General features: G+C 58.5%; 23 protein-coding genes. 13 read left to right on the forward strand and 10 right to left on the reverse strand.

Annotated features, from left to right (window positions below):
• The first annotated feature begins 27 nt into the window (after positions 1-27).
• A complete protein-coding gene (locus GbCGDNIH6_RS04500) occupies positions 28-1698 on the forward strand; it encodes a helicase HerA-like domain-containing protein (protein WP_072562997.1) in 1671 nt (556 codons plus the stop codon).
• A 13-nt stretch (positions 1699-1711) separates the two neighbouring features.
• Here GbCGDNIH6_RS04500 and GbCGDNIH6_RS04505 read toward each other — a convergent pair whose 3' ends face one another.
• Positions 1712-2512, reverse strand: a complete 801-nt coding sequence (locus GbCGDNIH6_RS04505) for a GDSL-type esterase/lipase family protein (RefSeq protein ID WP_081369964.1) — start codon at positions 2510-2512, stop codon at positions 1712-1714.
• Between the two features lie 33 nt (positions 2513-2545).
• Positions 2546-3418 (reverse strand): undecaprenyl-diphosphate phosphatase, encoded by an 873-nt coding sequence (locus tag GbCGDNIH6_RS04510; RefSeq protein ID WP_072564345.1) that lies wholly within the window; start codon positions 3416-3418, stop codon positions 2546-2548.
• Positions 3419-3544: 126 nt separating this feature from the next.
• On the opposite strand from GbCGDNIH6_RS04510, the gene murI reads away from it, so the two are divergent.
• Positions 3545-4375, forward strand: coding sequence for a glutamate racemase (murI, locus tag GbCGDNIH6_RS04515; protein WP_072562998.1), 831 nt, complete (start codon positions 3545-3547; stop codon positions 4373-4375).
• A 9-nt stretch (positions 4376-4384) separates the two neighbouring features.
• On the opposite strand, the gene GbCGDNIH6_RS04520 is transcribed toward murI, so the two are convergent.
• Positions 4385-4822 (reverse strand): GlcG/HbpS family heme-binding protein, encoded by a 438-nt coding sequence (locus tag GbCGDNIH6_RS04520; RefSeq protein ID WP_072564346.1) that lies wholly within the window; start codon positions 4820-4822, stop codon positions 4385-4387.
• A gap of 279 nt (positions 4823-5101) precedes the next feature.
• On the opposite strand from GbCGDNIH6_RS04520, the gene cydD reads away from it, so the two are divergent.
• From cydD to recQ, 6 genes are all read left to right on the forward strand, one after another.
• Positions 5102-6826: a thiol reductant ABC exporter subunit CydD gene (gene cydD / locus GbCGDNIH6_RS04525; RefSeq protein WP_072564347.1), complete on the forward strand. Its 1725-nt coding sequence runs from the start codon at positions 5102-5104 to the stop codon at positions 6824-6826.
• Positions 6823-8514 carry a thiol reductant ABC exporter subunit CydC gene (gene cydC / locus GbCGDNIH6_RS04530; RefSeq protein WP_072562999.1) on the forward strand — a complete coding sequence of 564 codons (1692 nt, stop codon included), beginning with the start codon at positions 6823-6825 and terminating at the stop codon, positions 8512-8514. Before cydD ends, cydC begins: the two co-directional genes overlap by 4 nt.
• A 111-nt stretch (positions 8515-8625) precedes the next feature.
• A complete protein-coding gene (locus tag GbCGDNIH6_RS04535) occupies positions 8626-9390 on the forward strand; it encodes an amino acid ABC transporter ATP-binding protein (RefSeq protein ID WP_269765632.1) in 765 nt (254 codons plus the stop codon).
• A complete protein-coding gene (locus GbCGDNIH6_RS04540) occupies positions 9387-10898 on the forward strand; it encodes an ABC transporter substrate-binding protein/permease (protein ID WP_232449971.1) in 1512 nt (503 codons plus the stop codon). Before GbCGDNIH6_RS04535 ends, GbCGDNIH6_RS04540 begins: the two co-directional genes overlap by 4 nt.
• Before the next feature lie 107 nt (positions 10899-11005).
• Positions 11006-11404 carry an OmpA family protein gene (locus tag GbCGDNIH6_RS04545; protein ID WP_081369965.1) on the forward strand — a complete coding sequence of 133 codons (399 nt, stop codon included), beginning with the start codon at positions 11006-11008 and terminating at the stop codon, positions 11402-11404.
• A gap of 29 nt (positions 11405-11433) precedes the next feature.
• Positions 11434-13317: a DNA helicase RecQ gene (gene recQ, locus GbCGDNIH6_RS04550; protein WP_232449972.1), complete on the forward strand. Its 1884-nt coding sequence runs from the start codon at positions 11434-11436 to the stop codon at positions 13315-13317.
• A gap of 20 nt (positions 13318-13337) precedes the next feature.
• Here the strand turns inward: recQ and GbCGDNIH6_RS04555 are convergent, their stop codons facing one another.
• The 6 genes from GbCGDNIH6_RS04555 to GbCGDNIH6_RS04580 all read right to left on the reverse strand — a co-directional run bounded on the left by GbCGDNIH6_RS04555 (position 13338) and on the right by GbCGDNIH6_RS04580 (position 18330).
• Positions 13338-13802, reverse strand: a complete 465-nt coding sequence (locus GbCGDNIH6_RS04555; protein ID WP_072563003.1) for a DUF4399 domain-containing protein — start codon at positions 13800-13802, stop codon at positions 13338-13340.
• A 51-nt stretch (positions 13803-13853) separates the two neighbouring features.
• The gene (locus GbCGDNIH6_RS04560; RefSeq protein ID WP_072563004.1) at positions 13854-14234 is read right to left on the reverse strand and encodes a hypothetical protein; all 381 of its coding nucleotides are present in this window, start codon (positions 14232-14234) and stop codon (positions 13854-13856) included.
• A gap of 69 nt (positions 14235-14303) precedes the next feature.
• Positions 14304-14966, reverse strand: coding sequence for a hypothetical protein (locus tag GbCGDNIH6_RS04565; protein ID WP_072563005.1), 663 nt, complete (start codon positions 14964-14966; stop codon positions 14304-14306).
• A 49-nt stretch (positions 14967-15015) separates the two neighbouring features.
• Positions 15016-15864, reverse strand: coding sequence for a class I SAM-dependent methyltransferase (locus GbCGDNIH6_RS04570; protein ID WP_072563006.1), 849 nt, complete (start codon positions 15862-15864; stop codon positions 15016-15018).
• A 76-nt stretch (positions 15865-15940) separates the two neighbouring features.
• Positions 15941-17719: an ABC transporter ATP-binding protein/permease gene (locus GbCGDNIH6_RS04575; protein WP_072563007.1), complete on the reverse strand. Its 1779-nt coding sequence runs from the start codon at positions 17717-17719 to the stop codon at positions 15941-15943.
• A 146-nt stretch (positions 17720-17865) separates the two neighbouring features.
• On the reverse strand, positions 17866-18330 hold the full coding sequence (locus tag GbCGDNIH6_RS04580) for a DUF3253 domain-containing protein (RefSeq protein WP_232449974.1): 465 nt from the start codon (positions 18328-18330) through the stop codon (positions 17866-17868).
• Between the two features lie 93 nt (positions 18331-18423).
• On the opposite strand from GbCGDNIH6_RS04580, the gene glcF reads away from it, so the two are divergent.
• The 5 genes from glcF (at position 18424) to GbCGDNIH6_RS04605 (ending at position 24249) form a co-directional block, all read left to right on the forward strand.
• Entirely contained in the window at positions 18424-19788 is a 1365-nt protein-coding gene (gene glcF / locus GbCGDNIH6_RS04585) for a glycolate oxidase subunit GlcF (protein WP_072563009.1), read from the forward strand.
• A gap of 398 nt (positions 19789-20186) precedes the next feature.
• A complete protein-coding gene (locus GbCGDNIH6_RS04590) occupies positions 20187-22082 on the forward strand; it encodes a ribonucleoside-diphosphate reductase subunit alpha (RefSeq protein WP_072564349.1) in 1896 nt (631 codons plus the stop codon).
• 56 nt (positions 22083-22138) lie between these two features.
• Complete coding sequence (locus GbCGDNIH6_RS04595; protein WP_072563010.1) at positions 22139-23158, forward strand: ribonucleotide-diphosphate reductase subunit beta; 1020 nt, start codon at positions 22139-22141, stop codon at positions 23156-23158.
• Between the two features lie 165 nt (positions 23159-23323).
• Positions 23324-23980 (forward strand): SCO family protein, encoded by a 657-nt coding sequence (locus GbCGDNIH6_RS04600; protein WP_157692325.1) that lies wholly within the window; start codon positions 23324-23326, stop codon positions 23978-23980.
• On the forward strand, positions 23977-24249 hold the full coding sequence (locus GbCGDNIH6_RS04605; protein WP_072563011.1) for a hypothetical protein: 273 nt from the start codon (positions 23977-23979) through the stop codon (positions 24247-24249). The genes GbCGDNIH6_RS04600 and GbCGDNIH6_RS04605 overlap by 4 nt, the downstream gene beginning before the upstream one ends.
• A gap of 34 nt (positions 24250-24283) precedes the next feature.
• Here GbCGDNIH6_RS04605 and GbCGDNIH6_RS04610 read toward each other — a convergent pair whose 3' ends face one another.
• Positions 24284-25036, reverse strand: coding sequence for a tRNA1(Val) (adenine(37)-N6)-methyltransferase (locus GbCGDNIH6_RS04610; RefSeq protein ID WP_072563012.1), 753 nt, complete (start codon positions 25034-25036; stop codon positions 24284-24286).
• Between the last annotated feature and the right edge of the window lie 213 nt (positions 25037-25249).

Below are 25249 nucleotides of genomic sequence, written 5' to 3' on the forward strand. Positions count from 1 at the left end.
TTTTAAAAACGGTACGGAGCAGGACTCATGACAGGAACCCCCATTCTGGTCGGCGCTGGTGAGCACGAAGCACGTCTGCTGCCCGGTTTTGCCAACCGGCATGGCCTGATTGCAGGGGCAACCGGCACCGGCAAGACCATCACTCTTCAGGTGTTGGCGGAATCCCTGTCCGCCGCCGGGGTGCCGGTCTTGTGTGCAGATGTGAAAGGTGATCTCGCGGGGTTGTCGCAGCCCGGCGCCCCCAATCCGAAACTGGAACAGCGCGCATCCCGGCTGGGGGTTCATGATTACAGCTATCGTGCCGCGCCTGTCGTATTCTGGGACGTATTCGGGGTTTCCGGCCACAAGGTACGGGCCACAGTGGCGGAGATGGGGCCGATCCTGCTTTCACGCATGCTGGAGCTGAATGACACACAGGAAGGTGTTCTCTCCATCGCCTTTGCGGTGGCGGACGACGAAGGCCTCCTGCTGCTTGATTACAAGGATTTGCGGGCTGTTCTCTCCCACGTGGCCGACCGTGCTGGGGAGCTTGGCACAGAATACGGCAATGTCAGCAAGGCCACGATCGGTACGATTCAGCGCCGCTTGCTGAGACTGGAACAGGAAGGCGGAGAAGCCTTTTTCGGTGAACCGGCACTGGAATTGGCTGATTTACTGCTGATCACGCCGGATGGACGAGGGGCAGTGAACATCCTGGCGGCGGATCGACTGATCTATAGTCCGCGCCTGTATGCGACTGTGCTGCTCTGGCTGCTGTCCACTTTATACGAGACCTTGCCGGAAGTGGGTGATCTGGAGCGCCCCAAACTGGTGTTTTTCTTCGATGAGGCACATTTGCTGTTTGATGATGCTCCCAAGGCGCTGGTGGACAAGGTGACGCAGGTTGCGCGTCTGATCCGCTCCAAGGGGGTCGGAGTTTATTTCGTGACACAAAATCCGCTGGATATTCCTGCCTCTGTGCTGGGACAGCTCGGTAATCGTGTGCAGCATGCGCTGCGTGCTTTTACACCAGCGGACCAGAAAGCAGTCCGGGCGGCGGCGGACACATTCCGCCAGAATCCGAGGCTGAATACCGCGGAGGCGATCGGATCGCTTGCAGTCGGTGAAGCGCTGGTTTCTTTCCTTGATGAGAGCGGATCACCCTCTGTCGTGCAGAAGGTTCAGATCGTGCCGCCCCGCTCCCGTATAGGGGCGATTACGGCGGAGGAACGGGCAGAGATTATCCGCCAAAGTCCAGTTGGTACGAAATACGATGCATCCATTGACCGGATCAGCGCTTATGAGCGCCTTTCCGGGCGCGCGACTTCCGGCCAGCAAGAGACCGCTCCTGTTTCTCCTGCGCCGGTCGAGCCGGGCAGTGACCCTTGGGGCACGGCGATGGGACCGGCACCTTTGCCGCCATCATCCGGGCAGGGATCAGTCTGGAACAGCAATGGCTGGCAGGGTGGGCTGGCCGATTCAGCCCCTTATCCTCCGCACGAGCCGGTTTCCCGCGCCGCCCCGCGTGAAGCCCGGACCCCGTCCCGGAACGAGGAAGGCGGCGGGTGGCTCGGCGATGTGCTCGGCAGCCATGGTGGGCGTCAGGGGCTGGGCGAGGCATTTGCCAAATCCGTCATCCGCAGCCTGGGCAGTCAGGTCGGTACCAAAGTCGGTGGCGAAGTTCTGCGTGGTATTCTCGGATCCATCCTGAAACGCTGAACCGCCACGCCACTCAGCGCACCGGCGTATCCCCGAGCATACGGGCTATATGCGGCTCCATTGCCTGCGCCATGGCCGCTTGTGTGGCTGCATCCGGGTGAAGAGGCGGCTCGGGCGGTGTCAGATGGATGTCCAGAAAGCGGGTGCGATCCACCTTTCCCCCGCTCATGAACAGGGCGCGGAGATCGAGAAAGGTTACACGCTGGTCATAGCGACCAGGCAGGGCACGGTTGAGGGCTACGGTTTGCGCGTCGACCCATTCATTGCGAATGGAGGGCAGCACACCCAGCAGCAGAATCTGCATCTTCGGCAGGTGGCGATGGAGGGACTCTATGATGGCGTCGATCCCTTGCAGGGTCGGTTCGGCAGGCCAGCGGAGCTTGCCGAAATTATTGGCGCCGATCAGCACGACGGCGGCCCGGGGATTGATCCCGCTGGCTTCCCCGTTTTCGATTCGCCACAGCAGGTGTGCGGTGGTATCACCTTTGTAGCCCAGATTGATGGCGTGGCGATGGCCGTAATAGCGGTTCCAGACCGGGGCGAAATTCTGCCAGGGTTCGGGGCCGATTTTCTCCCAGTTCTGGGTGATGCTGTCGCCGTAGAACACTAGATCGACCGGCTTCTGACGCAGTTCGCGTTGTTTTTCTTCCCAGCGATGTTTCCACCAGGGCAGATCAAGGCGTGAAAGCGGGGTTGCTGCCAGCGGTTTGCCGTTATGGGCCTGGCCCAGGCGAGGCGGCAGCGACATGGCCAGACCGGAGCCAAGGGCTGCAGACAGCATCGTACGCCTTGTCCATGCAGAAGAAGCGTTCATCTGAAACGTCCTTGTCTGGGATTCGGTCTTGTGTCAGGCGAAATGCAGCCACGCCAGCGCACCAAGGCCCGCTATAATGCAGTAAAAAGCGAAAGGCTTCAGCGCCCAACTGTCATGATCCCGGAAATAGCGCATCAGAAAGGCCGTGCTGAGCCATGCAGTGATGCCGGCTGCTACGGCAGCCAGGGCGGCGGTCTGGAATACGCCTGGTGCGATATCGGCATGCAGTAATTTGGGCACTTCCAGCACGGTAGCGCCCAGAATGATCGGCAATGCGATCAGGAACGAAAAATGCGCGGAGGCTTCATGATCGATTCCGCGCAATAATCCGCCGACGATGGTAGCACCAGAGCGGGAAATACCGGGAATCAGCGCGGCGCACTGCCAACAGCCGATGGTGAATGCATCCATGACGGTGAGGGTAGACAGGGCGCGGCGCTCTGTAACCTCATGATCGCTGGTCTGGAGATAAGGGCTGGCGGCTCCCCGCAATTTCTCCCCGAACAGAAGAAGTCCGCCATTCACCACCAGAAAAAACGCGGCAATCGGGGCCGATTCGAACAGCGCCCGCAACATATGCTCAAGTAAGCCGCCGACTACGATGGCTGGCAGCGTTGCGACCACCAAAAGCATGAAAACCCGTCTCGCTTGCGGCACATGATGGGCCGGGGCAAAGCCGATAACGCCGCTGAACAAGGCCCACCAGTCGCGCCAGAAATACAGCAGTAGTGCAGCCGCCGTACCCAGATGCAGAAACACCAGAAATGGCAGGAAGGTCTGGCTGTGCTGCGGCAGGCTCCAGCCCAGCAATGCCGGAAGGACAACGGCATGCCCCAGTGAACTGACCGGGAAAAGCTCGGTTGCGCCTTGCAGGATAGCAATGGCGATGGCCTGGATCGCGTTCATGGGTTCCATCCTACACCGGTCATCTTTCCGATTGAGTGGCGGAAAGCGGAGGCTCTGGCAAGCATCTGCAGACAGTTCCCGTTGTATGCTCTTGACCCGCGATCATGAAGGAGGCACCCCACGCGGGTGAGGAATACGGACGCACATATTCTGGTTTTCGACTCCGGCATTGGCGGCCTTGGCATTGCCGATTGTATCCGGCGCATGCTGCCTGCGGCGACCCTTGGCTATGTCGCCGATACGGCGGGGTTTCCCTATGGCGCGATGAGTGACGGGGCTCTGGTCACCCGCGTGCTGACGGTGCTGGAGCATGCAATAGCCCGGCTGCGGCCCGATATGGTCGTGATCGCCTGCAACACGGCCAGCACGCTGGCATTGTCTGCACTGCGGTCTCGGCATGATCTGCCATTTATTGGCTGTGTACCACCCCTGAAATGGGCGGCCTCGGTCAGCGCCACCCGCCAGATCGGTCTGCTGGCAACCCCGGCGACGGTTGACCGCCCTTATCTGACGGCCCTGATGCAGGAACACGGGCAGGGTTGTACGCTTCATGCCCATGGTGCATGTCATCTGGCTGGTTATGCGGAGGCTGTGTTCCGGGGCGAAACGGTGCTGGTTGAGGCCGTCAGGGCCGAGCTGGGTATTCTCGGCGTGATCCCCGACATTGATGCGGTGGCGCTGGGATGCACGCATTACGGACGGTTGCTTCCATGGTTGCGGCAGGCCATGCCGCGTCCGGTGGCATGGCTCGATCCGGCAGAGGCGGTGGCGCGGCAGACGGCCAGAATAGCCATCACCACCGGGGCCACTGCCGCGCCTGACAGTCTGCCACGAGCTGCGCCCTGTTGGGCACAGACGGTCTTTACGACCGGAGTTGTCCCGGATGATGCCACACGGCAATCATGGGCGGCGGAGGGGTTTCCGGAGTGGCAGCCCCTGGAGATCGCCTCCGCCTGAGCCGGATAATCAGGCTTTCGTTTTGGGGGCCGGCGGTTTGGCTCCCGTCTGCTCGAAGGCGGCTGCGGCGGCTTCGGCCACGCTCTGATCCTGCTCGCCGGAGCCTCCGCTGATTCCGACCCCACCGACCACTTTGCCATCGCGCCGCAGTGGGATTCCGCCTGAGAAAATCATGACGCGCCCATGATTGGATTGCTGGATACCGTAGAACTGCTGGCCAGGCTGGGCATTGCCCGCCAGATCCTTGGTGGAAATATCGAAAGCACGCGCGGTGAACGCCTTGTTGATGCTGATGTCGATGCTGCCGAGCCAGGCATCATCCATCCGATGGTGAAGCTTCAGATTTCCGCCGCCATCAACGATGGCGATGTTCATCGGCTGCCCGATTTTTCGAGCGTGTTTTTCAGCGGCGGTGGCGATCCTGACGGCGTCTTCCAGAGTGAGCATGGTATCCCTTAACGACCAGAGAAAAGCTTTATATTCATCAGGCTGCGGCCTTTTCCCTGCCATGGGAAGAGGGACAAAAAGCCCAATGCCTGGTTCCCGCCTGATGCGGGAAATCCTCTTTTCAAACGCTCTGAACGGGAACTCGTTCGATCCGGTCGATATGTGTGTCATGAGCATAAAGCCGGATTTAAGGAATTACCCTGTCAAAGACAGAGCCGAGAGGTTAAGAAGCGGCCCATAATGCGTGACAAAACCCGTTCTTCCTCCGGTTCCGCTCCGATGACAGGTGCTTCCTCTGCGCGTGCAGGGGGCAGGCGTCATTCTCCTGCCCGTGGGTGGCTGAAGGAACAAGGGGGGCTGGCCCGCCGGAATGCGCGCCATGTCATCCTGTTGGGTCTGACCGGCACCATTCTGGCCGTGGGGCAGGCATGGTGTCTGGCAGCGGTTTTCGGCGGCACTCTGGGCCATGCCATGGTCGGGGGACTGCCTTACGCTACAGCTTTCCTGGGGATTGCCGCGATCCGCGCCTTTCTGGGGGCTATGACGGAGCGCTATGCGGCGGCGGCGGGTGCAGCGGCTCGGCGGCGGCTGCGGGATCAGGTGATGGCGAGGCTGCTGGCCATTGGTCCTTCCCTGCTGCGCGGATATCATTCTGCCGAGCTGGCAGCGATTGCCGTAGATCGGATCGAGGCGCTGGACGGATTTTTCTCCCGCTGGGTTCCTGCTGCCTCTCTGGCGATCCTGTCGCCGGCTTTTATCTTGCTGGCTATCCTGCCACTGGATTGGCGGGCGGCTCTGGCCTTGCTGGTTGCGGGTCTGCTGGTGCCGTTCGGTATGGCGCTTTCCGGTATTGGTGCAGCGGTCGCTTCCCGCCGTCAGTTCGTGGCGATGAGCCGCCTGCAGGCCCGTTTTCTGGACCGGGTGCGCGGCATTGCCACCATCGTTCTGAGCGGGCGGACCGAGGATGAAGCCATCGCTCTGGGACGCGCCGCCGATGAATTGCGCCGCCGCACCATGCGGGTGTTGCGGGTGGCGTTTCTGTCCTCCGCCGTGCTGGATCTGGCAATGGCGGCAGCTCTGGTCGGTCTGGCGCTGCATTACGGACAGGCGATCCTGTCCGGTCAGGCAGGCCATCCGGCGCGTGCGCTGTTCGTGCTGCTGCTGGTGCCGGAGTTTTTCGCGCCGCTGCGGGCCTTTTCGCTGGCCTATCAGGACAAGATGCACGCAACTGGCGCCGCCGAAGCCATCGCCGCCCTGCCTGAGCCGCCGGAAAAGCCTGTGCTTCAGGTTCGTACCATTGAAGCACGTGGTGTGACGGTCACGTTCGATCATGTCTCGCTGGTATGGGACGAGACACGTGGCCCGGCCCTGCATGATGTCAGTTTCCGTATTCCCGCGGGAGAGACAGTGGTGCTGGCCGGTCCTTCCGGATCGGGCAAGTCAAGCATCATGGAGATTTTGCTGGGCTTTACCCGTCCTACGAGCGGACGGGTGGCTCTGAACGGCATGGACATCACGGATATTGTTCCAGCGGCTCTCTCCCGGCTGACGGCTTGGGTCGGGCAGAAGCCGATGCTGTTTGCAGGGACCATCCGCGACAATATCCTGTTCGCCCGTCCGGAAGCATCGGAGCAGGATCTGCTGGATGCCATCCGTCATGCTCATGTGGACGATTTTGCCCGTGCCCTGCCGGACGGGCTGGAGACGATGATAGGCGAGGGTGGTTATGGCCTGTCTGGCGGTCAGGCGCAGCGCGTGGCGATTGCGCGTGCCTATCTTCGCAATGCTCCGCTGCTGCTGCTGGATGAGCCGACTTCCCATCTCGATCCGGTCACCGAAGCCGATATTCTGGACAGCCTGAAACGTCTGGCGGTTGGCCGCACCGTATTGCTGGCCAGCCATAGCGCGGCTGCGCATGCTTTTCCGGGTCATCGGATTGATCTGCGGGATGGCAGTGTCGTGTCCGCACCATTCCCGACCATGTATGGAAAGGTGATGGCATGACCGCACTTCTTCGCCCGCTGCTGGATATTGCAGCGCTGTGGCGTAACCGTTTGCCCTGGTTGTTGGCTGGGATCGTGGTTTCGGTTCTGGCCGTTTTGTCTGCGGCGCTGCTGATGATGCTGGCAGGCCGGACCGTGGCGGCCGCCATGATGCTTGGCGTGCTGGCCGCCCCCATGCTGCTGCGCTGGATCGGTGTGGCCCGGGTTGTGTTGCGCTATCTGGAGCGCGTCGTCACGCATGATGCCATGTTCCGGGCGTTGGCTGATCTGCGGGTCTGGTTTTTCCGCGGTATTGCCCGTGATGCCGCAGGTGGGCTGGGCTTCCGCCGTGCCGGGGATGTGCTGTCTCGTCTGGTCAATGATGTGGAGGCGCTGGACGGGCTTTATCTGCGTATCGTCGTTCCTGTTGCCGGGGCGCTGGTGCTGTTGCCGGTGCTGCTCTACGCGCTGGGGCGGCTGGATGTTGTGCTTGCGGTGGTGGTCGGTGTGTTGTTCATGCTGGCTGCTTTCGTGCTGCCGGTCATCTCCGCCCGCAATGCAGCGGGGCAGGGTGCAAGGTTGACCACTTCCATGAGCCGGTTGCGGATTGCAACCCTCGATACCCTGACCGGCCTCAGGGAAGTGCGGGCCTGTGGTGCGGAAGACCGCATGCTGGCGGATATTCAGGCCCGTCAGGCATTGCTGCTGACGGCCCAGCGCGAGGGGGCGGCCCGTGCCGCATGGGCCTCGGCGATGTCGTTTCTGTTTGGGCAGGCAGGGGTAGCGGCCGTGCTGTTCGCGGTTGCGCTCAATGTCGTGACAACTGGTCCAGCAGCCTTGATCGGGTGTGCATTTCTGACGATTGCGGCGTTTGAGGCGATTGGGGGCCTGCCGCGTGCCGGTGTGCTTGCCGGACATGCCTCCGCTGCCGCGGAGCGCGTTCTGGAAGCGGCCTCCAGACCCGAAAGCGATGTGCCGCAGGGTGTGGCAGACGTTGAGGAAAGACTGCGGGAGGAAAGACTGCGGTCGGTACGCGGGAAAACGGCGGCCCTGTCTTTCAGACATGTCTCGTTCCGCTGGCGGCAGGATGGGCCGCTGGTGCTGGATGAGCTCAGTCTGGATTTGCCGGCTGGTGCGCGGGTTGCACTGCTCGGCCCTTCAGGAGCCGGAAAGTCGACCATTGCCGCTCTTGCGATGCGGCTCGCTGTGCCGGAGGCAGGACATATTTTTCTGTCAGGCACCGATATGGCGACCTTACCGGTCGATATGGTGCGAGGCCATTTCGCATGGTTGTCCCAGACAACGCATCTGTTTGACGACACGATCCGGGCCAATCTGCTGATGGGTCGTCCCGATGCGCAGGAGGCCGATCTCTGGGCGGCGCTGGATGCGGCGCAGTTGGGTGCTGTGGTTCGCGGCCTGCCAGATGGCCTGGAAAGTTGGGTCGGTGAGGGTGGATTCCGCCTGTCCGGAGGGCAAGGGCGGCGTCTGGCTCTGGCGCGGGCGCTGTTATCCCATGCTCCGATCCTGATTCTGGATGAGCCGGCGGCCGGTCTTGATGCACAGACCGAACGTGAGCTGTTCCTGACCCTGAACGAGGTAGCGGGCGATCGCACCGTTCTGCTGATCGCCCATCGTCTGACAGGAGTTGAGAAGCTGGACCGTATCTATAGACTGTCTGGCGGTCAGGCAGTTCCGGCAATGAGCTGAAGAGCTGAAATAATTAACAGAACGTCATCATTTCATGCGTGACATGAGGGAGCTTGCCCGCTTTTCTGATCCGATGGGTTAAAAAGGCATGCAATCGTGACGGATTCTCCTATTGAAGATGCGATCGTCCGGATCGACAGTCTGCGCAAGAGTTTCGACGGTACCGAGATTCTCAAGGGCGTCTCCTTGCAGATAGAGCAGGGAGATCTTGTATCGATCATTGGGCCGTCAGGCTGCGGTAAATCAACCTTCTTGAGATGTATCAACTTTCTGGAAATCCCTGATTCGGGACGCATTTCCGTTGCGGGCATCGCGCTGGAACGGTCCGGTACAGATGAGCGCTGGACCAATGCGATGGAGGAACGTGCCCATGCGCTGCGTGAGCAGGTCGGCATGGTTTTCCAGGGCTTTCACCTGTTTGCGCATCGTACAGTGGCGGAAAATGTGATGATGGCACCCATGATCGTGAAAGGCCTGAAAAAAGCTGCGGCGCGCGATCTGGCCATGCACCAGCTCTCCCGTGTCGGCCTGGCCACACTCGCCGATCGCTATCCCGGCACGCTGTCCGGTGGCCAGCAGCAGCGTGCGGCCATTGCACGCGCCCTGGCCATGTCGCCGAAAGTGATGCTGTATGATGAGCCTACCTCCGCACTGGATCCCGAATTGGTTGATGAGGTGCTTCAGGTCATGCGCGATCTGGATGCGGAAGGCATGACGCAGCTGATCGTGACGCATGAGATGCGCTTCGCGCGTGATGCCTCCGATTACATCGTGTTTATGGAAGGTGGCGAAATCGTCGAAGTGTCCGATGAGGACGAGATCTTTGAAAACCCGCGCGATCCCAGGACGCGCCGTTTCCTGAAGCGGTTCGCATGATGCGTTATATGCTGGCTGTCCTGATGGTTCTGCTCCTCAGCCTGCATTCCGGAGCGGTGCGGGCTGGGGATGAACTCCGCTGGGGTGCTGACGCGCAGTCTGATGCACCTTATATTTTTCATGATCCAGATCATGAGGACCGCCTGATTGGTTATGAAAAAGATATTGTTGACGAGATCGGGCGCCATCTTAATCGCAATCTGATCTTTGTTCAGAATGGTTGGGACAGCCTTATCCCCGGTCTGGATCGGGGGCTGTATGATTTCTCGATCGACGGTCTGGAAATTACCCCCGCCCATCGTGAGGTCGTTGATTTTTCAAAGCCCTATTATGTAACGTCGGAACAGCTCGTCGTTCGTAAGGACAGCAAGGGACTGGATACGCTGGAGTCACTGCACGGCCATGCGGTCGGCACACTCAAGGCCAGTGTGGGCGAGCGGATTCTACAGAAACACCCTGATATCAACCTGCGTGTGTATGAGGAGGAGATCGACGCCTATACCGATCTCCATAATGGGCGTACCGATGCGGTTCTGCTCGATTGGCCGATTGCCCTGTATTATTCAGCGACAGATCCCAGCCTGAAACTCATTGGTAAACCAATCGGCCACCTGGAATACGGCATTGCCGTGCGCAAGGGTAATCAGGTGTTGCTCGATCAGATCAATACTGCTCTTGACCACATGCGTGCGGATGGAACCCTCCGTCGTATTCTGGAGCGGTGGAACCTCTGGACGCCAGATATGGCGACGTTCACTGGAGATCACACCTCTATAACACAGCCGGCGGTTTATTATGATGAATTTGTAAAGGCACATGCACCGGCCACGGCATGGCGGATCAAATTTAAACGCTATATCGGTTTTATCCCGCTGATCGCTCATGCAGCGGTCACAACACTGGAAGTCTCCCTGCTGGCTATGGTTCTGGCGGTGGCAATGGGATTGTTGCTGGCGGTCTCGCGATTATATGGCCCGGCCCCGCTGCGTATGCTGTCAGTGATGTATATCGAAATCATGCGGGGCACGCCGCTGCTGATCCAGGTACTATTCGTATTCTACGGACTGCCGAATCTGGGGATCAGGCTGGATCCGTTTTTCGCTGGCGTACTGGCGCTGGGCCTGAACTACGCGGCGTATGAGGCGGAAAACTACCGTGCCGGTCTGGGCGCGGTCCCGCATGGCCAGTACGAGGCAGCCATTGCCTTGAACATGACGTCTTTCCAGGCCCTGCGTCATGTGGTGATTCCACAGGCATTCCGGTTGGTGATTCCGGTGATGACCAATGATTTCATCTCCGCGCTGAAGGATTCTTCGCTGCTGTCCGTTATCACCCTGTCTGAACTCAGTCAGACCTATGTGCGTCTTTCCACTACGTACTATGATTATTTCGGCACCGGTCTGATGATCGGCGCTGCCTATCTTCTGATCGGTCTGCCTTTCGTGCGTCTGGCCCGCTGGACGGAGGAAAGACTTCACACAGGCCGCAGGCCGCAGCGCCGACTGTAGACAGAAGACAGAAACGCAATGGTTTTCATCAGGCCGGTTGACGCTCATCGCCTTCGGAGGCACACCTTGTCGTAAGACGGTACAGCTTTTTAACAAGGGAGTCGGCCATGCGCCGCCTAAGCCTGCTTTGCTTGCCCCTGATCGCCGCTGCATGCTCTCAGCCAGCTGCGCTTCAGCGTTCCTATAATGTTTACTTCCTGCAGGATTCTGCTGTGCTCGATCCGGCGGCCACTCAGGTGGTCAGCTATGCGGCAGAGCTCGCAAAGCAGTATCCGGGTCTGAAGGTGACCGTGTCCGGCTATGGCGGCAAGTCCTCTGAGCAGGCGTCCACGGTCACGGAAACACCTTTGGCCAAGCTGCGCGCTAATGCGGTGCGGGATCAGCTGGTATCTGACGGGATTGCTAAAAGTAGAATCGAACGTTCGGTCCACACGGTTGATGCATCCAATCTGGCCGTGGCGGAGCGCCGCGTGGATATTGATATCGGAGATGTCGACAGCAAGTAATCCGATGATCGGCATATTCGGTACTGGCTTTGCTTGACAGGCTGCTCCACCCTTTTTCGGGCCGCTCACAGGAAAACCCGGCGCTGGATGTTCTGCGCCGGGTTTTCGGCTATCCGGCTTTTCGAGGATTACAGGAAGACGCCATCGCTCAGGTAATTGAGGGTGGTGATGCGTTGGTTCTGATGCCGACCGGCGGTGGCAAGAGCTTGTGTTATCAGGTTCCGGCGCTCTGCCGGGACGGGATGGCGATTGTGGTGTCGCCGTTGATTGCGCTGATGGACGATCAGGTGGCGGCGCTGCGTCAACTGGGTATCAATGCCGCCGCCCTTCATTCGGAGCTGGAAGCCGATCAGGGCCGGGCCGTTTTCAGGGCGGCGATGGATGCCAGACTCGATCTGCTTTACGTCTCGCCGGAGCGATTACTGAACGGTCTGATGGATCGGTTGCCGGAATCGCGTATCGCCCTGATAGCGATTGATGAGGCCCATTGCGTGTCGCAGTGGGGCCATGAGTTCCGTCCTGAATATCGTGCTTTGGCTTGCCTGCCGGAGCGATTCCCCGGTGTTCCACGCATTGCCCTGACCGCAACAGCCGATCCTCGCACGCGCGATGATATTCTCCGCGCGCTCGGAATGGAGCATGCGCGGGTTTATGCTGCGTCGTTCCACCGCCCTAATCTGCGCATCGCGGCAGCCGAGAAAATTGCTGAAACATCGCAGATGATGGCGTTTCTGGCTCGGCATCGTGATCAGGCGGGAATCATCTATTGCGGCAGCCGTGCCAAGACTGAGCGCACGGCGCAGCGTCTGCGTGAAAAAGGGATTGATGCGATCACCTATCACGCCGGTTTACCACCATCGGAAAAGCAGGCGGCCCTGACCCGTTTCCGGGGCGGGGAGTCGGTGGTGATGGTGGCGACCATCGCGTTCGGAATGGGTATTGATCGTCCTGATGTGCGGTTTGTGGTGCATCTGGATATGCCGGACAGTCCGGAAAGCTACTATCAGCAGATCGGTCGTGCAGGGCGCGATGGTGAGGAGAGCGAGACACTTCTGCTGTATGGGGGGGAGGATATTGCCCGTGCCCGACATTTCCTGTCCGTTTCGGTGGCGCCTGAAAGCCAAAAGCGGGTGATGCGGCAACGTCTGGATGCGATGATCGGTCTGGCGGAAGCTGCCGATTGCAGAACGCGGGGGCTGCTCTCCTGTTTTGGCGAGATTATGGAGCAGCCATGTGGTCATTGCGATTTATGCGCGGCACCGCCAGAAACTTTTGATGGTACTGTGGAAGCGCAGAAAGTTCTGTCCGCGGTTTATCGCACCAGCCAGCCAAGACCTGGAGATACGCGTCCCGGCATGGTATTCGGCGCCTTGCATATTGTGGCCTTGTTGCGGGGGGAGTTGACGGAGGGAATCCAGCGCCATCAGCATGACCGTTTGCCGACTTACGGTGTTGGCCAGGATCGCCCCGCCACCTTCTGGCGTAGTGTGATCCGGCAGCTGATTGCCAGGGGCATGCTGGATATGGATGTGGAAGGCCATGGTGGATTACGGCTGGTGCCTGATCGCGCCCGAACCGTCCTACGTGGTACGGAGAAAGTCTTTCTGCGACAGGAGACCGCTTTTCGCCTGCCAGCACGTCGTACGCGTGAGGAAAGAAGGGCGAGCAACCCAGTTTCTGACAATATTCCGGACGCGATCCGTGCTGAATTCGATGCGCTGAGGGCCTGGCGCATGAAGGAGGCAAAGGAGCAGGGTGTTCCCCCTTACGTGATTTTCCACGACAGCGTGCTGAGAGACATCGCCATTTCTGCCCCCACCGATCTCGAAACGCTTGGTCGTATCAAGGGAGTGGGGGCATCGAAGCTGGACCGCTACGGACAGCATGTTCTTGCTGTCCTGGCCGGGGTTTGAGCGCGGAGACCGGATCCCGGTTATTTGACCGTAATGGTCACGGGATCCGACAGCAGGGGATGGCTGTGCGGCACATGTCCGGCATCACCCATAATCAGTTGCAGCGTATGTTTGCCTGGCGGCAGTTTGATATCAACCTGCGTCTGTCCGCCGCCAAGGTGAACATGGTGGGCATCTTTCGGGATGGATTCCTCCAGCGCCTCCCCCTGGGGGGCAGGTGTATCGATCAGCAGATGATGATGGCCGGTGCGCGGTTGATCGTCACCGGCTGGTGCAATTCCAAGTCCTTTCAGCCCGGTTACGACTGTGAAGGGGCTTGAGACCACCGCACCATTGGCCGGGCTGATGATGTAGGGTCTGGCTCCGGACGGCCAGAATGACTGATCATTCTCCGCTGCCTGGGCAGGGCTGAGCAGGGCCGCAACCGGTAGGGAAAACAGACCGATTGCCCATACGAAATGGAGAGAACGGAATGAATAAAACATATGCCTTGTCATGATCGGCTTTCTTTAAAAAAGTGAAACGGGAATCGAAAATTAAAGCGGTGTGCCCGGTGTCTGCTCATACCCCTTGCTGCGTGTTTTGTGGGAGATTCCCCGATCAGCCGCCTTCTCCAGAGTAAGATAAGGATAGCGGCGGCAAAGAGAAATCACCTCGTCCTGCAATACCTGCTTCGAGACATGGTCGAGATTGGAATAAAAAGGTGCTCCACCCTCCCACAGAACGCGGTTGTCGGCCTCCATCAGCGCATTATCGACGTTTTTCAGCGCCTGTTTGGAATCGCCGATATCAATATCCTTGATGGTCTGCCTGCACGTATCCGGTGTGGCATGGGCCGGGCATGGGGTAGTCAGGCAAAGCAGGGCAGCGGCGGACAAAGTGAAAAAGCACGGAACGGCACGGTAACGAGAAAACATGGGAGTCTCCATCCCTGTTGCGTGGCCGTACAAAGCATCACTATGCCAGAGTATGCAGGAATTTCACCTTCAATTTTGAGTGCGGTCACCTGCGCTGTGGCTGGATAATTGAATTGATCCATTCAGCAGGACACGCTGATACTGTTCCTCGACATAGGCGAAGGGTTGACCATTGCTGGTGGTCAGCAGGGCGCGATTAATCAGAATGGCCTGTTTGGGAGGGCTGTCAGCCTCAATGGGTGTTTCATCCATCGTTGAGTGAGGAATTCTGGAATCACCTGCCAGACGTCGGCGTTCAAAATGCAACGGCAAAACGATTTTGCCAAAAGGTTGATCAGTCAGCAGCAACTGACGGTTCATATCAGGCGTCAGTTTCTCAGGCAGATAGGCAAGTGTCGCAATCGAGACCACATGCGGCCCGCACATCAGATGAACATGGCGGACGACGATATCGTATCCTGCTGAGGGATGCAGATAGTCGAGCGCCTGTGACGGAACTTTGCCGGCCGGTTGTTTCTGGGCCGTCACATGGCTGGCAGTTGGCATCAGCCCGCGTCCGATACACCAGCGCTGTAACACTTTTGTGGCACTTGGTTCCGCTGCGAGATCGGCCGTCAGTTGATTCAACGTGTAGGCAGGCGTCACAAAAGCAGTTTTGTCCGATGCGGGCTGGCATCCGGCCAGAAGAAGAGAGGCAAGGAACGCAGTGATAGTGCGGGGGTAAAAAGGCATAGAAAAATCACTTTATCGTCTGGCCGGATGATCCGGCAGGTTGCAATGATCAGGCAGGCGGCAGCGTGACAATCACCGGCAGCCGATCCCGAGAAAAACGGCGACCCTGCGATGAGATCAGTTTGTTCTGAGGAGAGAGGGCGAGTGATGCCATCCATGATCGTCTCCGGACAGCACCATAGGGAATCAGGCGAAGCGGTCGGCTCAGGGACCAGCAGGCGAGCGTAGGGCCAATCCGGTCGCGATCAATACCCCAGCGCATGCGCGGTACGGTGAAGAGCGGCGTTTTATGAAGCCCATGGGCGGTCAGCGTGGCAAACCAGACCGGCACAGTATCGAATATCAACATGGAGGCAGGAAAACGCTTCGTCATATGCCGCAGCAATGGGGCGACGCGATCTGGCGGGAAATACATCAGCAGCCCCTGCATCAGGAACAGGCAGGGGCGAGAAGGGTCAACGGCCTCCAGCCAGCCTGTATCCAGAGCATCCACGCCGAGGCTGCGGAACCGCTCCGTATCCGGCAGCATCTGCCGACGCAGAGCGATAACCTCGGGCAGATCGATTGAAAGCCACGTGCAGGTGCCATTGTCGACCCGGCGTGACTGGGTCTCCAGCCCTTCTCCGATGGAGATGACCATGCCGTCAGGATGCCTGCCCAGCCAGTCGGTCAGCAGAGTGTCGATCGCCAGACTGCGTCCGGCAAAAGATCCGTCAGCCGCTCCGAAACGGGCTATCCAGTCGATCGTCAGAGCGTTACGCATCCGGATTGCGTGAGGATCATGCAGAATATGATCAGGCCGCGCTGCTTCGGCAGCACGGTCATGCAGGGTCCAGAGGGTCGTTTCCGGGATTCCGCACAGGACAGGCCGGATGGGCCGGGGAGTTTCGGCATTCATGCCGGTATCATAGCAGGGCCGGTCCTCCCTGTCCGCTGGTCATGACGGACAGGGTAGAGACTCACGCCATGCTGTTTTAGGCCGGGCGCAGCATTCCTGCCTGATCGGGTTCCGGTCGATGCAGAATCACAGTCCGGTCATGGTAAGCGGAGGTCGCTTCACCATGCGCAATGGAGACGATGGTGGTCTCTGGCAGTTTCTGCCGCAACGCCTGATAGGCTTCCTGTTCGGATTCGGAATCAAGATTGGCGGTTGCTTCATCCATGAACAGCCAGTCCGGTCGCACCAGAAGGGCGCGGGCCAGAGCGATTCGTTGCTGCTCACCGCCGGACAGGCGATGCGACCATTGATCAGTCTGGTCCAGACGGGGAATCAGATGATCCAGCCTCATGGCATGCATGGCATCCGCAATCTGCTCATCCGACACTGAAGATGGGTTGAGTGGATAGGTCACCGCCCTGCGCAGGGAGCCGAGCGGAAGATAGGGGCGCTGTGGCAAAAACAGGAAGCGCCCCGGAATATGGATCGACTGCACGGAGCCGAACGGCCAGATGCCTGCCAACGCACGGAACAGGGTCGATTTTCCTGAGCCAGACCGTCCCTTGATGCGGATATTCTGGCCCGCTGACAGAACCAGCTCATCCTGATGTAACAGAACCTCGCCAGTTGGCAGGGAAAGATTCAATCCTTTGACGACGACATCATTCGGATGGGCCGAAACAGGGCTGGATGCTGTGGTATCTGACGCGCCCGACAAGGTAGTTGCACGATTGCGTTCCGCGGCGCGTGCCTGGTCGAGGGCGTCCTGGAAAGTGGAAAGACGGCTGACGACCGCCCCCCAGCTTGCCAGCGTCGTATAGCTGCTGACAAACCAGGAGAGTGATCCCTGCACGCGCGAGAAAGCTTGAGATGTACGCTGCAAGCCACCAAGCATAATCTGGCCGCTGAAATAATGCGGGGCCGCCATGACATAGGGAAAAACCGAAGCGATCAGATCATAGCCGCTGGAAAAGGAATTCAGCCCCAGATAGCGCCGCAGCATTGCATACCAGTTGATGACGATATCCCCGAAACGTGATTTCGCGGTGGCCCGCTCTTCCGCTTCACCGTGATATAGGGCGATGCCTTCGCTGTTTTCCCGCACGCGCACCAGTGCGAAGCGCAGATTGGCTTCGTAACGTTGCTGGACGAAGCGCAGATAGATCAGCTTCCGCCCGATCAGATGCGTCAGTATCGTGCCGACGATGGAGTAGATGAGGGCTCCCCACAGCATATAACCCGGAATATGGAAGCCGAAGATCGTCATTGCGCCGGAGAGTGACCACAGCACACCCAGAAACATCACCAGCGTGACCGCGTTGGAGATAAAACTGAAGCCGATCGACAATGTGTCGGAGGTAAAGTCGCGGATATCGTCGCTGATACGCTGATCGGGGTTATCGGTCGCGGTATCGTTTTCCTGATGGAGCAGACCCAGCCGGTAATAGATCCGGTCATCTATCCACTCATCAATCATGCGCTTGGTCAACCAGCGCCGCCAGCGAATCTGGAGGCTCTGCTGAAGATAGATCGAGGCCACGCCAAAGATGATCGAAGGGATCGCCAATGTAATGAAGCCGGCCTGTCCCTTGTACCAGAACAGGAATAACTGCACGAAGGCGGAGGCGTCTTTTTCCTGCAGGGCGTTGAAAAAAGCGCCGTGCCAGTAATTCATGACCAGATCCAGCCCGTTCTGAGCCAGATTGAGGGAGAGCACTGTCGCCAACAGGCCCAGTGCAACCCATTTTTCCTCTGACAGGAAATAGGGAATGGTCAGCCGCCAGGCGCCCCGTACAATTTTGCCGAAATCATGCATGCGTTGAAACCTGCCCTGCAAGCGGATGGTCGAAAAGCGGATGGAGTGTTAGAAAGGGAAGCATTTCAAGATGGGGCTGCCGGAATGGCGTGATGCTGGACGATGGTTATCAATATTGTAACCATTAGGCTCGATCCACGATGCGGTCAGTAACCCTGAGCCGGTTCCTGATCCTGCGTTACGTAATCCGTCAAAGAATCTGAATCCCCCGGGGGATTCGGCCGGACGCGCAGGCGCAGCACTCCACGCATTGTATCGGGCGTAACCGGTTGTGGCAGAGGTTTGCCCTTGCGCAGCACATCGATCAGTCCGGCACTGGCCAGTCTGGCTGCCTGCCGTCGGACCTGGCTCAGCAGGCGTCGCCAGTCCTCTGTCGGGGCCAATGCCCGTGCGACTTCGGTCGGACAGATGGATGAAGCAGGACCGCGTTCTGTGGTCAGTCGTATTATCTCGGCATCAATGGCCTGGGGGCTGACTTTGATTCTGGTGGCGGGGGAGGCCGGGCGCTCTGTCATGGCGGACAGGGTTGAACTATTGTGCGGCACTTCGCAAGGGAGAGTGAGACCTGACAGCCTGATGACCCGGCTTTTTGAGGGCTGGAACAAGGTCATAGACAGGGTGGGGAAATCCTCGGCAAGAAAGAGCCGTCATCTTCGATGGTCATCGGGCCGGCGGCAGTGTGAGGCGCGGAGAAAAGCAGAATCATGCAAACCAGTTTTACGCCGGAGCAGCTGCGCGACCCTGATATAGCGGCCTCCAACCAGGTGCTGCGTACCTGCGTGCATTGTGGCTTCTGCACCGCCACTTGTCCTACCTTCGTGCTGCTGGGGGACGAGCTGGATAGCCCGCGTGGCCGGATCTATCTGATCAAGGACATGCTGGAAAATGGTCGTTCAGCCACGCAGGAGGTGGTGAAACATCTCGATCGTTGTCTCTCCTGCCTTTCCTGCATGAGCACCTGTCCCTCCGGCGTGAACTATATGCATCTGATCGACCATGCGCGGAGCCATGTGGAGAAAACCTATCACCGGCCATGGCATGACCGGTTGCTGAGGGCGGTGCTGGCACGGGTTCTGCCCAGCGTCTCGCTGCTCCGGGCGGCTCTGGTGATGGCACGGATCACCCGTCCGTTGACGAGCCTGATTCCGCACCTTCTGCCGAAAGGCCATCTGCTGGGTCAGCGTCTGCGCGCTCTGCTGGATCTGGCCCCGAAGGCTCCTCCATCCGGGCATGCCGTGAAACCGGGCTTGTACCGCACGCAAGCCGGGACACAGACCGTGAAACGACGTGTGGTCCTGTTGACGGGTTGCGCGCAACAGGTGCTGTCCCCTTCCATCAATGAAGCGACCATCCGTCTGCTGAACCGTCTGGGGGTTGAGGTGGTCGTGACCGCGGAGCAGGGGTGTTGCGGTGCGTTGACCCAGCATATGGGCCAGCATGACCGTGCCATGGCCGCGGCCCGGGCCAATATTCTCGCCTGGAGCCGGGAAATCGAGGGAGAAGGGCTGGATGCAGTCATCGTGAATACATCCGGCTGTGGCACGACCGTCAAGGATTACGGCTTCATGTTCCGGAATGAGGCGGAGGCAGCCCAGGCGGAGAAAGTGGCGTCTCTGGCGCTGGATATTTCCGAATATCTCTGCCGCATCGGCTATACCCCCATTCCGTTGCCTGAGGATGAGGCGCCTCTGACCGTAGCCTATCATGCCGCATGCAGCCTTCAGCATGGCCAGCAGATTCGTGCCGAGCCTAAAAATCTCCTGGTTCAGGCCGGATTTCGGGTGGTGGAACCGGTAGAGCCTCATCTTTGCTGCGGATCGGCCGGGACGTATAATATCATGCAACCGGACATCGCGACCCGGCTGAGGGATCGCAAGCGCGGCAATCTGCGAGCGCTTCAGCCTGATCTGGTCGCAGCAGGCAATATTGGCTGCATCAAGCAGATCGGTTGTGGCTCCCTTCCAGTCCTGCATACGGTGGAACTGCTCGACTGGCGTGCGGGTGGGCCGGAGCCGCAGGCGGTCCGGATCGTGCAGGCCCGGCGTGCCGTATCCGCTACGGCACACTGAGCGGGCCTGTTCCAATCAATAGAATCGCTCCGCCTCTACCCTCTGTCTCTTCATGATTTCAGGTAGAGTTTGAGGGAGATATGTTTTCGCGCAACCGTGTCATTCAGGTGTCTATCCAACCCTGCGACAAGGCGGGAAGCCAGGCTGCAAATTGTTGAAACAACACGGATAACGCACGATATATAATACCCTATATGGTGTGTTGCAGGTCATCTTCACCAATATATGTGGGGTTTGTCCGGGAAAATCAGTTGACGGCAAGGGTGCAAACGTAGAGCATCCAGACCTGTTCGGGCGTCGGCTTGAGACATGCCGCGCCATGATCCGTTACCCGCGATGAAATGAACTCAGGGAGTTGCCTCATGGCACCATTCAGGCATGCCACGACGATGCTGGCTATGGCAGCCGATGGCAGTCTTTCCGGCGGGCTTCTCCCGGTCAGCACAGAGGCTTCTGCCCCCGCCCTGATCGATGCCGGTGTTCAGATGAAAGATCGTGGCCAGATTATCAAGGATGACAGCCGTGACGCTCTGCTGACCGATTTCGGGAAAGCAACACTGAACGACCGTTATCTGATGCCCGGCGAATCCTATCAGGATCTGTTCGCCCGCGTGTCCAGCTATTACGGCGACAATGCGGAGCATGCGCAGCGTATCTACGATTATATGAGCCGCCTGTGGTTTATGCCCGCGACGCCCGTCCTGTCCAATGGCGGCACCAAGCGCGGCCTACCGATCTCGTGCTTCCTGAACGAGGCCTCCGATAGTCTTGAGGGTATTGTCGGCCTCTGGAACGAGAATGTCTGGCTGGCTTCCAAGGGTGGCGGGATCGGCTCCTACTGGGGCAATCTGCGCTCGATTGGTGAGAAAGTCGGCCAGAACGGCAAGACCTCCGGCGTGATCCCGTTCATCCGCGTGATGGACAGCCTGACCTTGGCTATCAGCCAGGGGTCTCTGCGCCGCGGTTCGGCGGCGGTGTATTTGCCGGTCTGGCATCCGGAAATCGAGGAATTCGTGGAATTGCGCCGCCCTACCGGTGGCGATCCCAACCGCAAGGCGCTGAACCTGCATCACGGGGTGCTGCTCTCCGACGCCTTCATGCGTGCGGTCGATCACGATGAGGAGTGGGCGCTGCTCTCCCCCAAGGATAAGAGCGTTATCCGCAAGATCTCGGCCCGGGCGCTGTGGATTCGTATCCTGACCGCACGTATGGAACAGGGCGAGCCGTATATCGTATTCTCCGACCATGTGAACCGTGCCCTGCCGGAGCATCAGAAACTGGCCGGTCTGGAGGTCAAGACCTCCAACCTGTGCAGTGAGATTACCCTGCCGACCGGAATCGATCAGCATGGCAAGCAGCGCACGGCGGTCTGCTGCCTTTCCAGCCTGAATCTGGAAACCTGGCACGCCTGGAAAGACCATCCGACCTTTATCGAGGACGTGATGCTTTTCCTGGACAATGTATTGCAGGACTTCATCGACCGTGCGCCGGATACGATGGAGCGGGCGCGATATTCCGCCATGCGTGAACGCTCGGTCGGGCTGGGTGTTATGGGATTCCATTCTTTTCTGCAGGCCGAGCGGGTGCCGTTCGAAAGCGTGGTCGCCAAAGTGTGGAACCTGCGCATGTTCAAGCATATCCGGGCGCAGGCGGACAAAGCCTCGCGCATGCTGGCTGCCGAGCGGGGAGCTTGCCCGGATGCGGCGGATTACGGGTTGAACGAGCGTTTCTCCAACAAGATGGCGATTGCGCCTACCGCATCCATTTCCATTATCGCTGGCAATGCCAGCCCTGGGATTGAGCCGATTGCGGCCAATGTGTTTTTGCAGAAAACCCTGTCGGGCAGCTTCACGGTCCGTAATCGCCATCTCCAGCAACTGCTGGCTGAGCGCGGACAGGATAATGAGGATGTCTGGAGCAGCATTACCCTCAACAAAGGGAGCGTGCAGCATCTGGACTTTCTGACCGAGCCGGAAAAAGCCGTGTTCAAGACCGCGTTCGAACTGGATCAGCGCTGGATCATCGAACATGCGGCCGACCGCACGCCCTATATTTGCCAGAGCCAGTCGGTGAATCTGTTCCTGCCGGCTAATGTCCATAAGCGAGACCTGCATCAGGTGCATATGCTGGCATGGAAGCGCGGGCTGAAATCCCTGTATTATTGCCGCAGCCTGTCTATCCAGCGGGCCGATGCCGTCAGTGAAAAGGCGGTCAATCTGGATCATCAGGCGAAGGCCGCTCCAGCGGCGGCGGCCAGCACCGCGAATTATGAGGAATGCCTGTCCTGCCAGTAAAAATGGCATGACGGTGTGATCGCTTCACGACGGCGGAAAAGTAAAAGGCTTTCGGCATGACGGATGAGACCATTCAGGGGGCGGCACCCCAGGCAGAACAGGATGTGCCTGTCCATTTTGATTTGCTGACCGAAAATCCGGTTTACAAGCCGTTCCGCTATCCATGGGCGTATGAGGCCTGGCTGGTGCAGCAACAGGTGCACTGGCTGCCGGAAGAAGTGCCGCTAGCCGATGACGTGAAGGACTGGCACCGCAATCTGAACGAGGTGGAGCAGCATCTGGTCACCCAGATTTTCCGCTTCTTCACCCAGTCCGATGTCGAAGTAAATAACTGTTATATGAAGCATTACAGTCGGGTGTTCAAACCGACTGAAGTGCTGATGATGCTTTCGGCATTTTCAAATATCGAAACAATTCACATTGCCGCGTACAGCCATCTGCTGGACACGATCGGCATGCCTGAAGTCGAATACTCAGCCTTCCTTAAATACAAGGAGATGAAGGACAAGTACGACTACATGCATAGCTTCTCGGTCGACAGCAAGCGTGAGATCGCGAAGACACTGGCGGCATTCGGGGCGTTTACGGAAGGGCTTCAGCTTTTTGCCTCTTTCGCAATTTTGTTGAATTTCCCCCGCTTCGGTAAGCTGAAGGGCATGGGCCAGATCGTCAGCTGGTCGGTGCGTGATGAAACCTTGCACTGCCTGTCGATCATCAAGCTGTTTCACGTTTTTATCGACGAAAACAGGGAAATCTGGACTGAGGATCTACGGCAGGAGATCCGTCAGATATGCGCCACCATCGTCGAGCACGAGGATGCCTTTATCGATCTGGCCTTTGAACTCGGCTCGGTCGAGGGGCTGGATGCTGCTCAGGTGAAATCCTATATTCGGTATATCGCTGATCGCAGGCTGGTTCAGCTGGGGCTTGAACCGCTGTTCCATGTCGAGCGTAATCCGTTGCCATGGATCGACGATATGCTCAATGCGGTGGAGCATGCGAATTTTTTTGAAAATCGCGCCACAGAATACAGCCGTGCCTCGACTGTCGGGACGTGGGAAGAGGCGTTCGCATAAGGCTCATTTTGCAAGCAAAACCAGAATATTATAACACAATAGCATCTAATGAACGAAATAAAATAAAGAGGGGTCTTGTTTAAGGCCCCTCTTTATTTATTTGCCGCAAGAATGCCCTGAAAATCAGTCCATAACTCGTTGTCATTTTTCCTGGAAGAGCGCCTGATGAAGATCGATCTATATGCCAGCCGCTTTTTCCGCCGTGGTGCACTCATTTTGGTGACTGCTGCTGTGGCGGTGATGGGAGCATGGCACGCCGGCATGTTCGGGGAAGGGAGCGGAGCCGGGCAGGAGGCCAATTTCTCACGTGGTCAGGAGGTTGAGGGCCACGCAGGAATCGGCGGTTCTTTCATATTGACTGATCAGAATGGCCGGACAGTGACAGACCAGACACTCAGAGGGCGCTGGATGCTGGTCTATTTCGGCTATACGTTTTGCCCGGATATATGTCCTACCGAGTTGCAGACTATGTCTGCAACTATCAAGGCTCTGGGAGCGCTTTCAGGGCGGCTGGCACCGGTTTTCGTCACGATTGACCCTGCGCGGGACAGACCGGCAGAACTTGCGGCCTATCTGGCGCATTTTGACCCCGCGATTACCGGCCTGACCGGAACAGAAGCGCAAATTTCAACTTTTGCGAGAAAGTATCATGTATACTATGCTAGGAAAGGCGAGGGAAAAGACTATAGCATGGATCATTCTTCTTATCTTTATCTGATGCGTCCCGATGGATCGTTTGATCGGTTGTTCCCGGGAGGAATGAGCCCGAATGATCTGGCTGCTGCATTGCGCCCGGTTCTGTCGGAAGCCCCTCATTCATGAGCGAGTTCCTGTCCTCTGCTCCGCAGACTGATGTGCCGGGTGCACCGCGTTTCAGTCGGAGGCTTGCTGACAAGATCCTGTCAGCTTTTCATCAGGCCTGTGATCAGAATGAACTCGATGTGGCAGATCGTCTTCTCAAGGTGCTGGAGATGATGATGAGCCGCCGAGTCTCCAGAATGGATGTAACGCGCCGCCGCTCGATCGAGGCTCTCGTTGCTGCTCATGAGCGGCTGTGGCATCTCCGTCATCCGGGTGGGAAGAGCTTCTGAGACTGGCTTCTACCAGTCTTCGCGGCTGTCACTGTTAAAAAGCCAGCGCTTTTCCATATCGCAGGATCTCATTAGCCTGTGGGGTAAAGCTACCATCCTCCTGATGGAGCATCAGCCCGGGTTCTACCCTGTCAGGCCCACGGGCAGCCTTAATACCCCGTACGATAATGACTTTGGCGCGCCGTCCCGCTTTCGGCCATAGCGGATAGAGGGTGATCTCTCCGGCCTTGGCAGCACGCAGGCTGCTCATGGCCTCGCTAATGAGTGAAGCAGGCAGGATCAGGGTGATCGAGCCACGTGGCCGGACCATGCGACCCAGCGCCTGCACCCACTGATTGACGAGCCCGGCATGGCGACGTTTGGCCTGATCGCGAAGCAGCAGGGGGGAAGGGGAAGATGATTCCTCATGCCATGGCGGATTGGCAAAGACGTGATCACAGTTTGGTAGGGACTCTGGCATTTCCGGTGCAAAGGCCAGAATATCCTGAGTGATAATCGACAGACGGTTTTCCAGATGGTTGATCTGGATATTCTGACGGGCCAGCGTCGCAATGTCGCTGGATTTCTCCACTCCCGTGCCCTGAATGCCAGGTACACGATGGGCAAGGCATAAAAGCCCGGCTCCCGGACCTGTGCCGGCTTCCAGAACGCGCTCTCCGGCCCGGGCGGGAATCGCGGCTGCCAGCAGAACCGGTTCAAGTCCGGTGCGAAAACCAGTCCGTAACTGGCGGTAAGCAATTGCACCGTTGAGCAGACTGCCTTCGGTGACATCGTTGTTTTCGGTCATAAGATGAGGTTTTTTGAGCCTGTTGGGCGGCTTGGCAAGGCTTGTTTCCTGACAGGATCGGTCGATCAGGATGCCTTGACCCTATTTTATCGTTGTCGATAGGGTGCGTGGCTGCACAAAACCTTTTATGACATCTAATCCAGCAGAGTTCGTGAGCGATGCCGGCGAGATGCTAAGCTGAGGTAATCTTTGGGGTTATCAGGCTGTTGCTGA

Origin of the sequence: Granulibacter bethesdensis, from assembly GCF_001889525.1 — a bacterium.
Lineage (GTDB): Bacteria > Pseudomonadota > Alphaproteobacteria > Acetobacterales > Acetobacteraceae > Granulibacter > Granulibacter bethesdensis_C.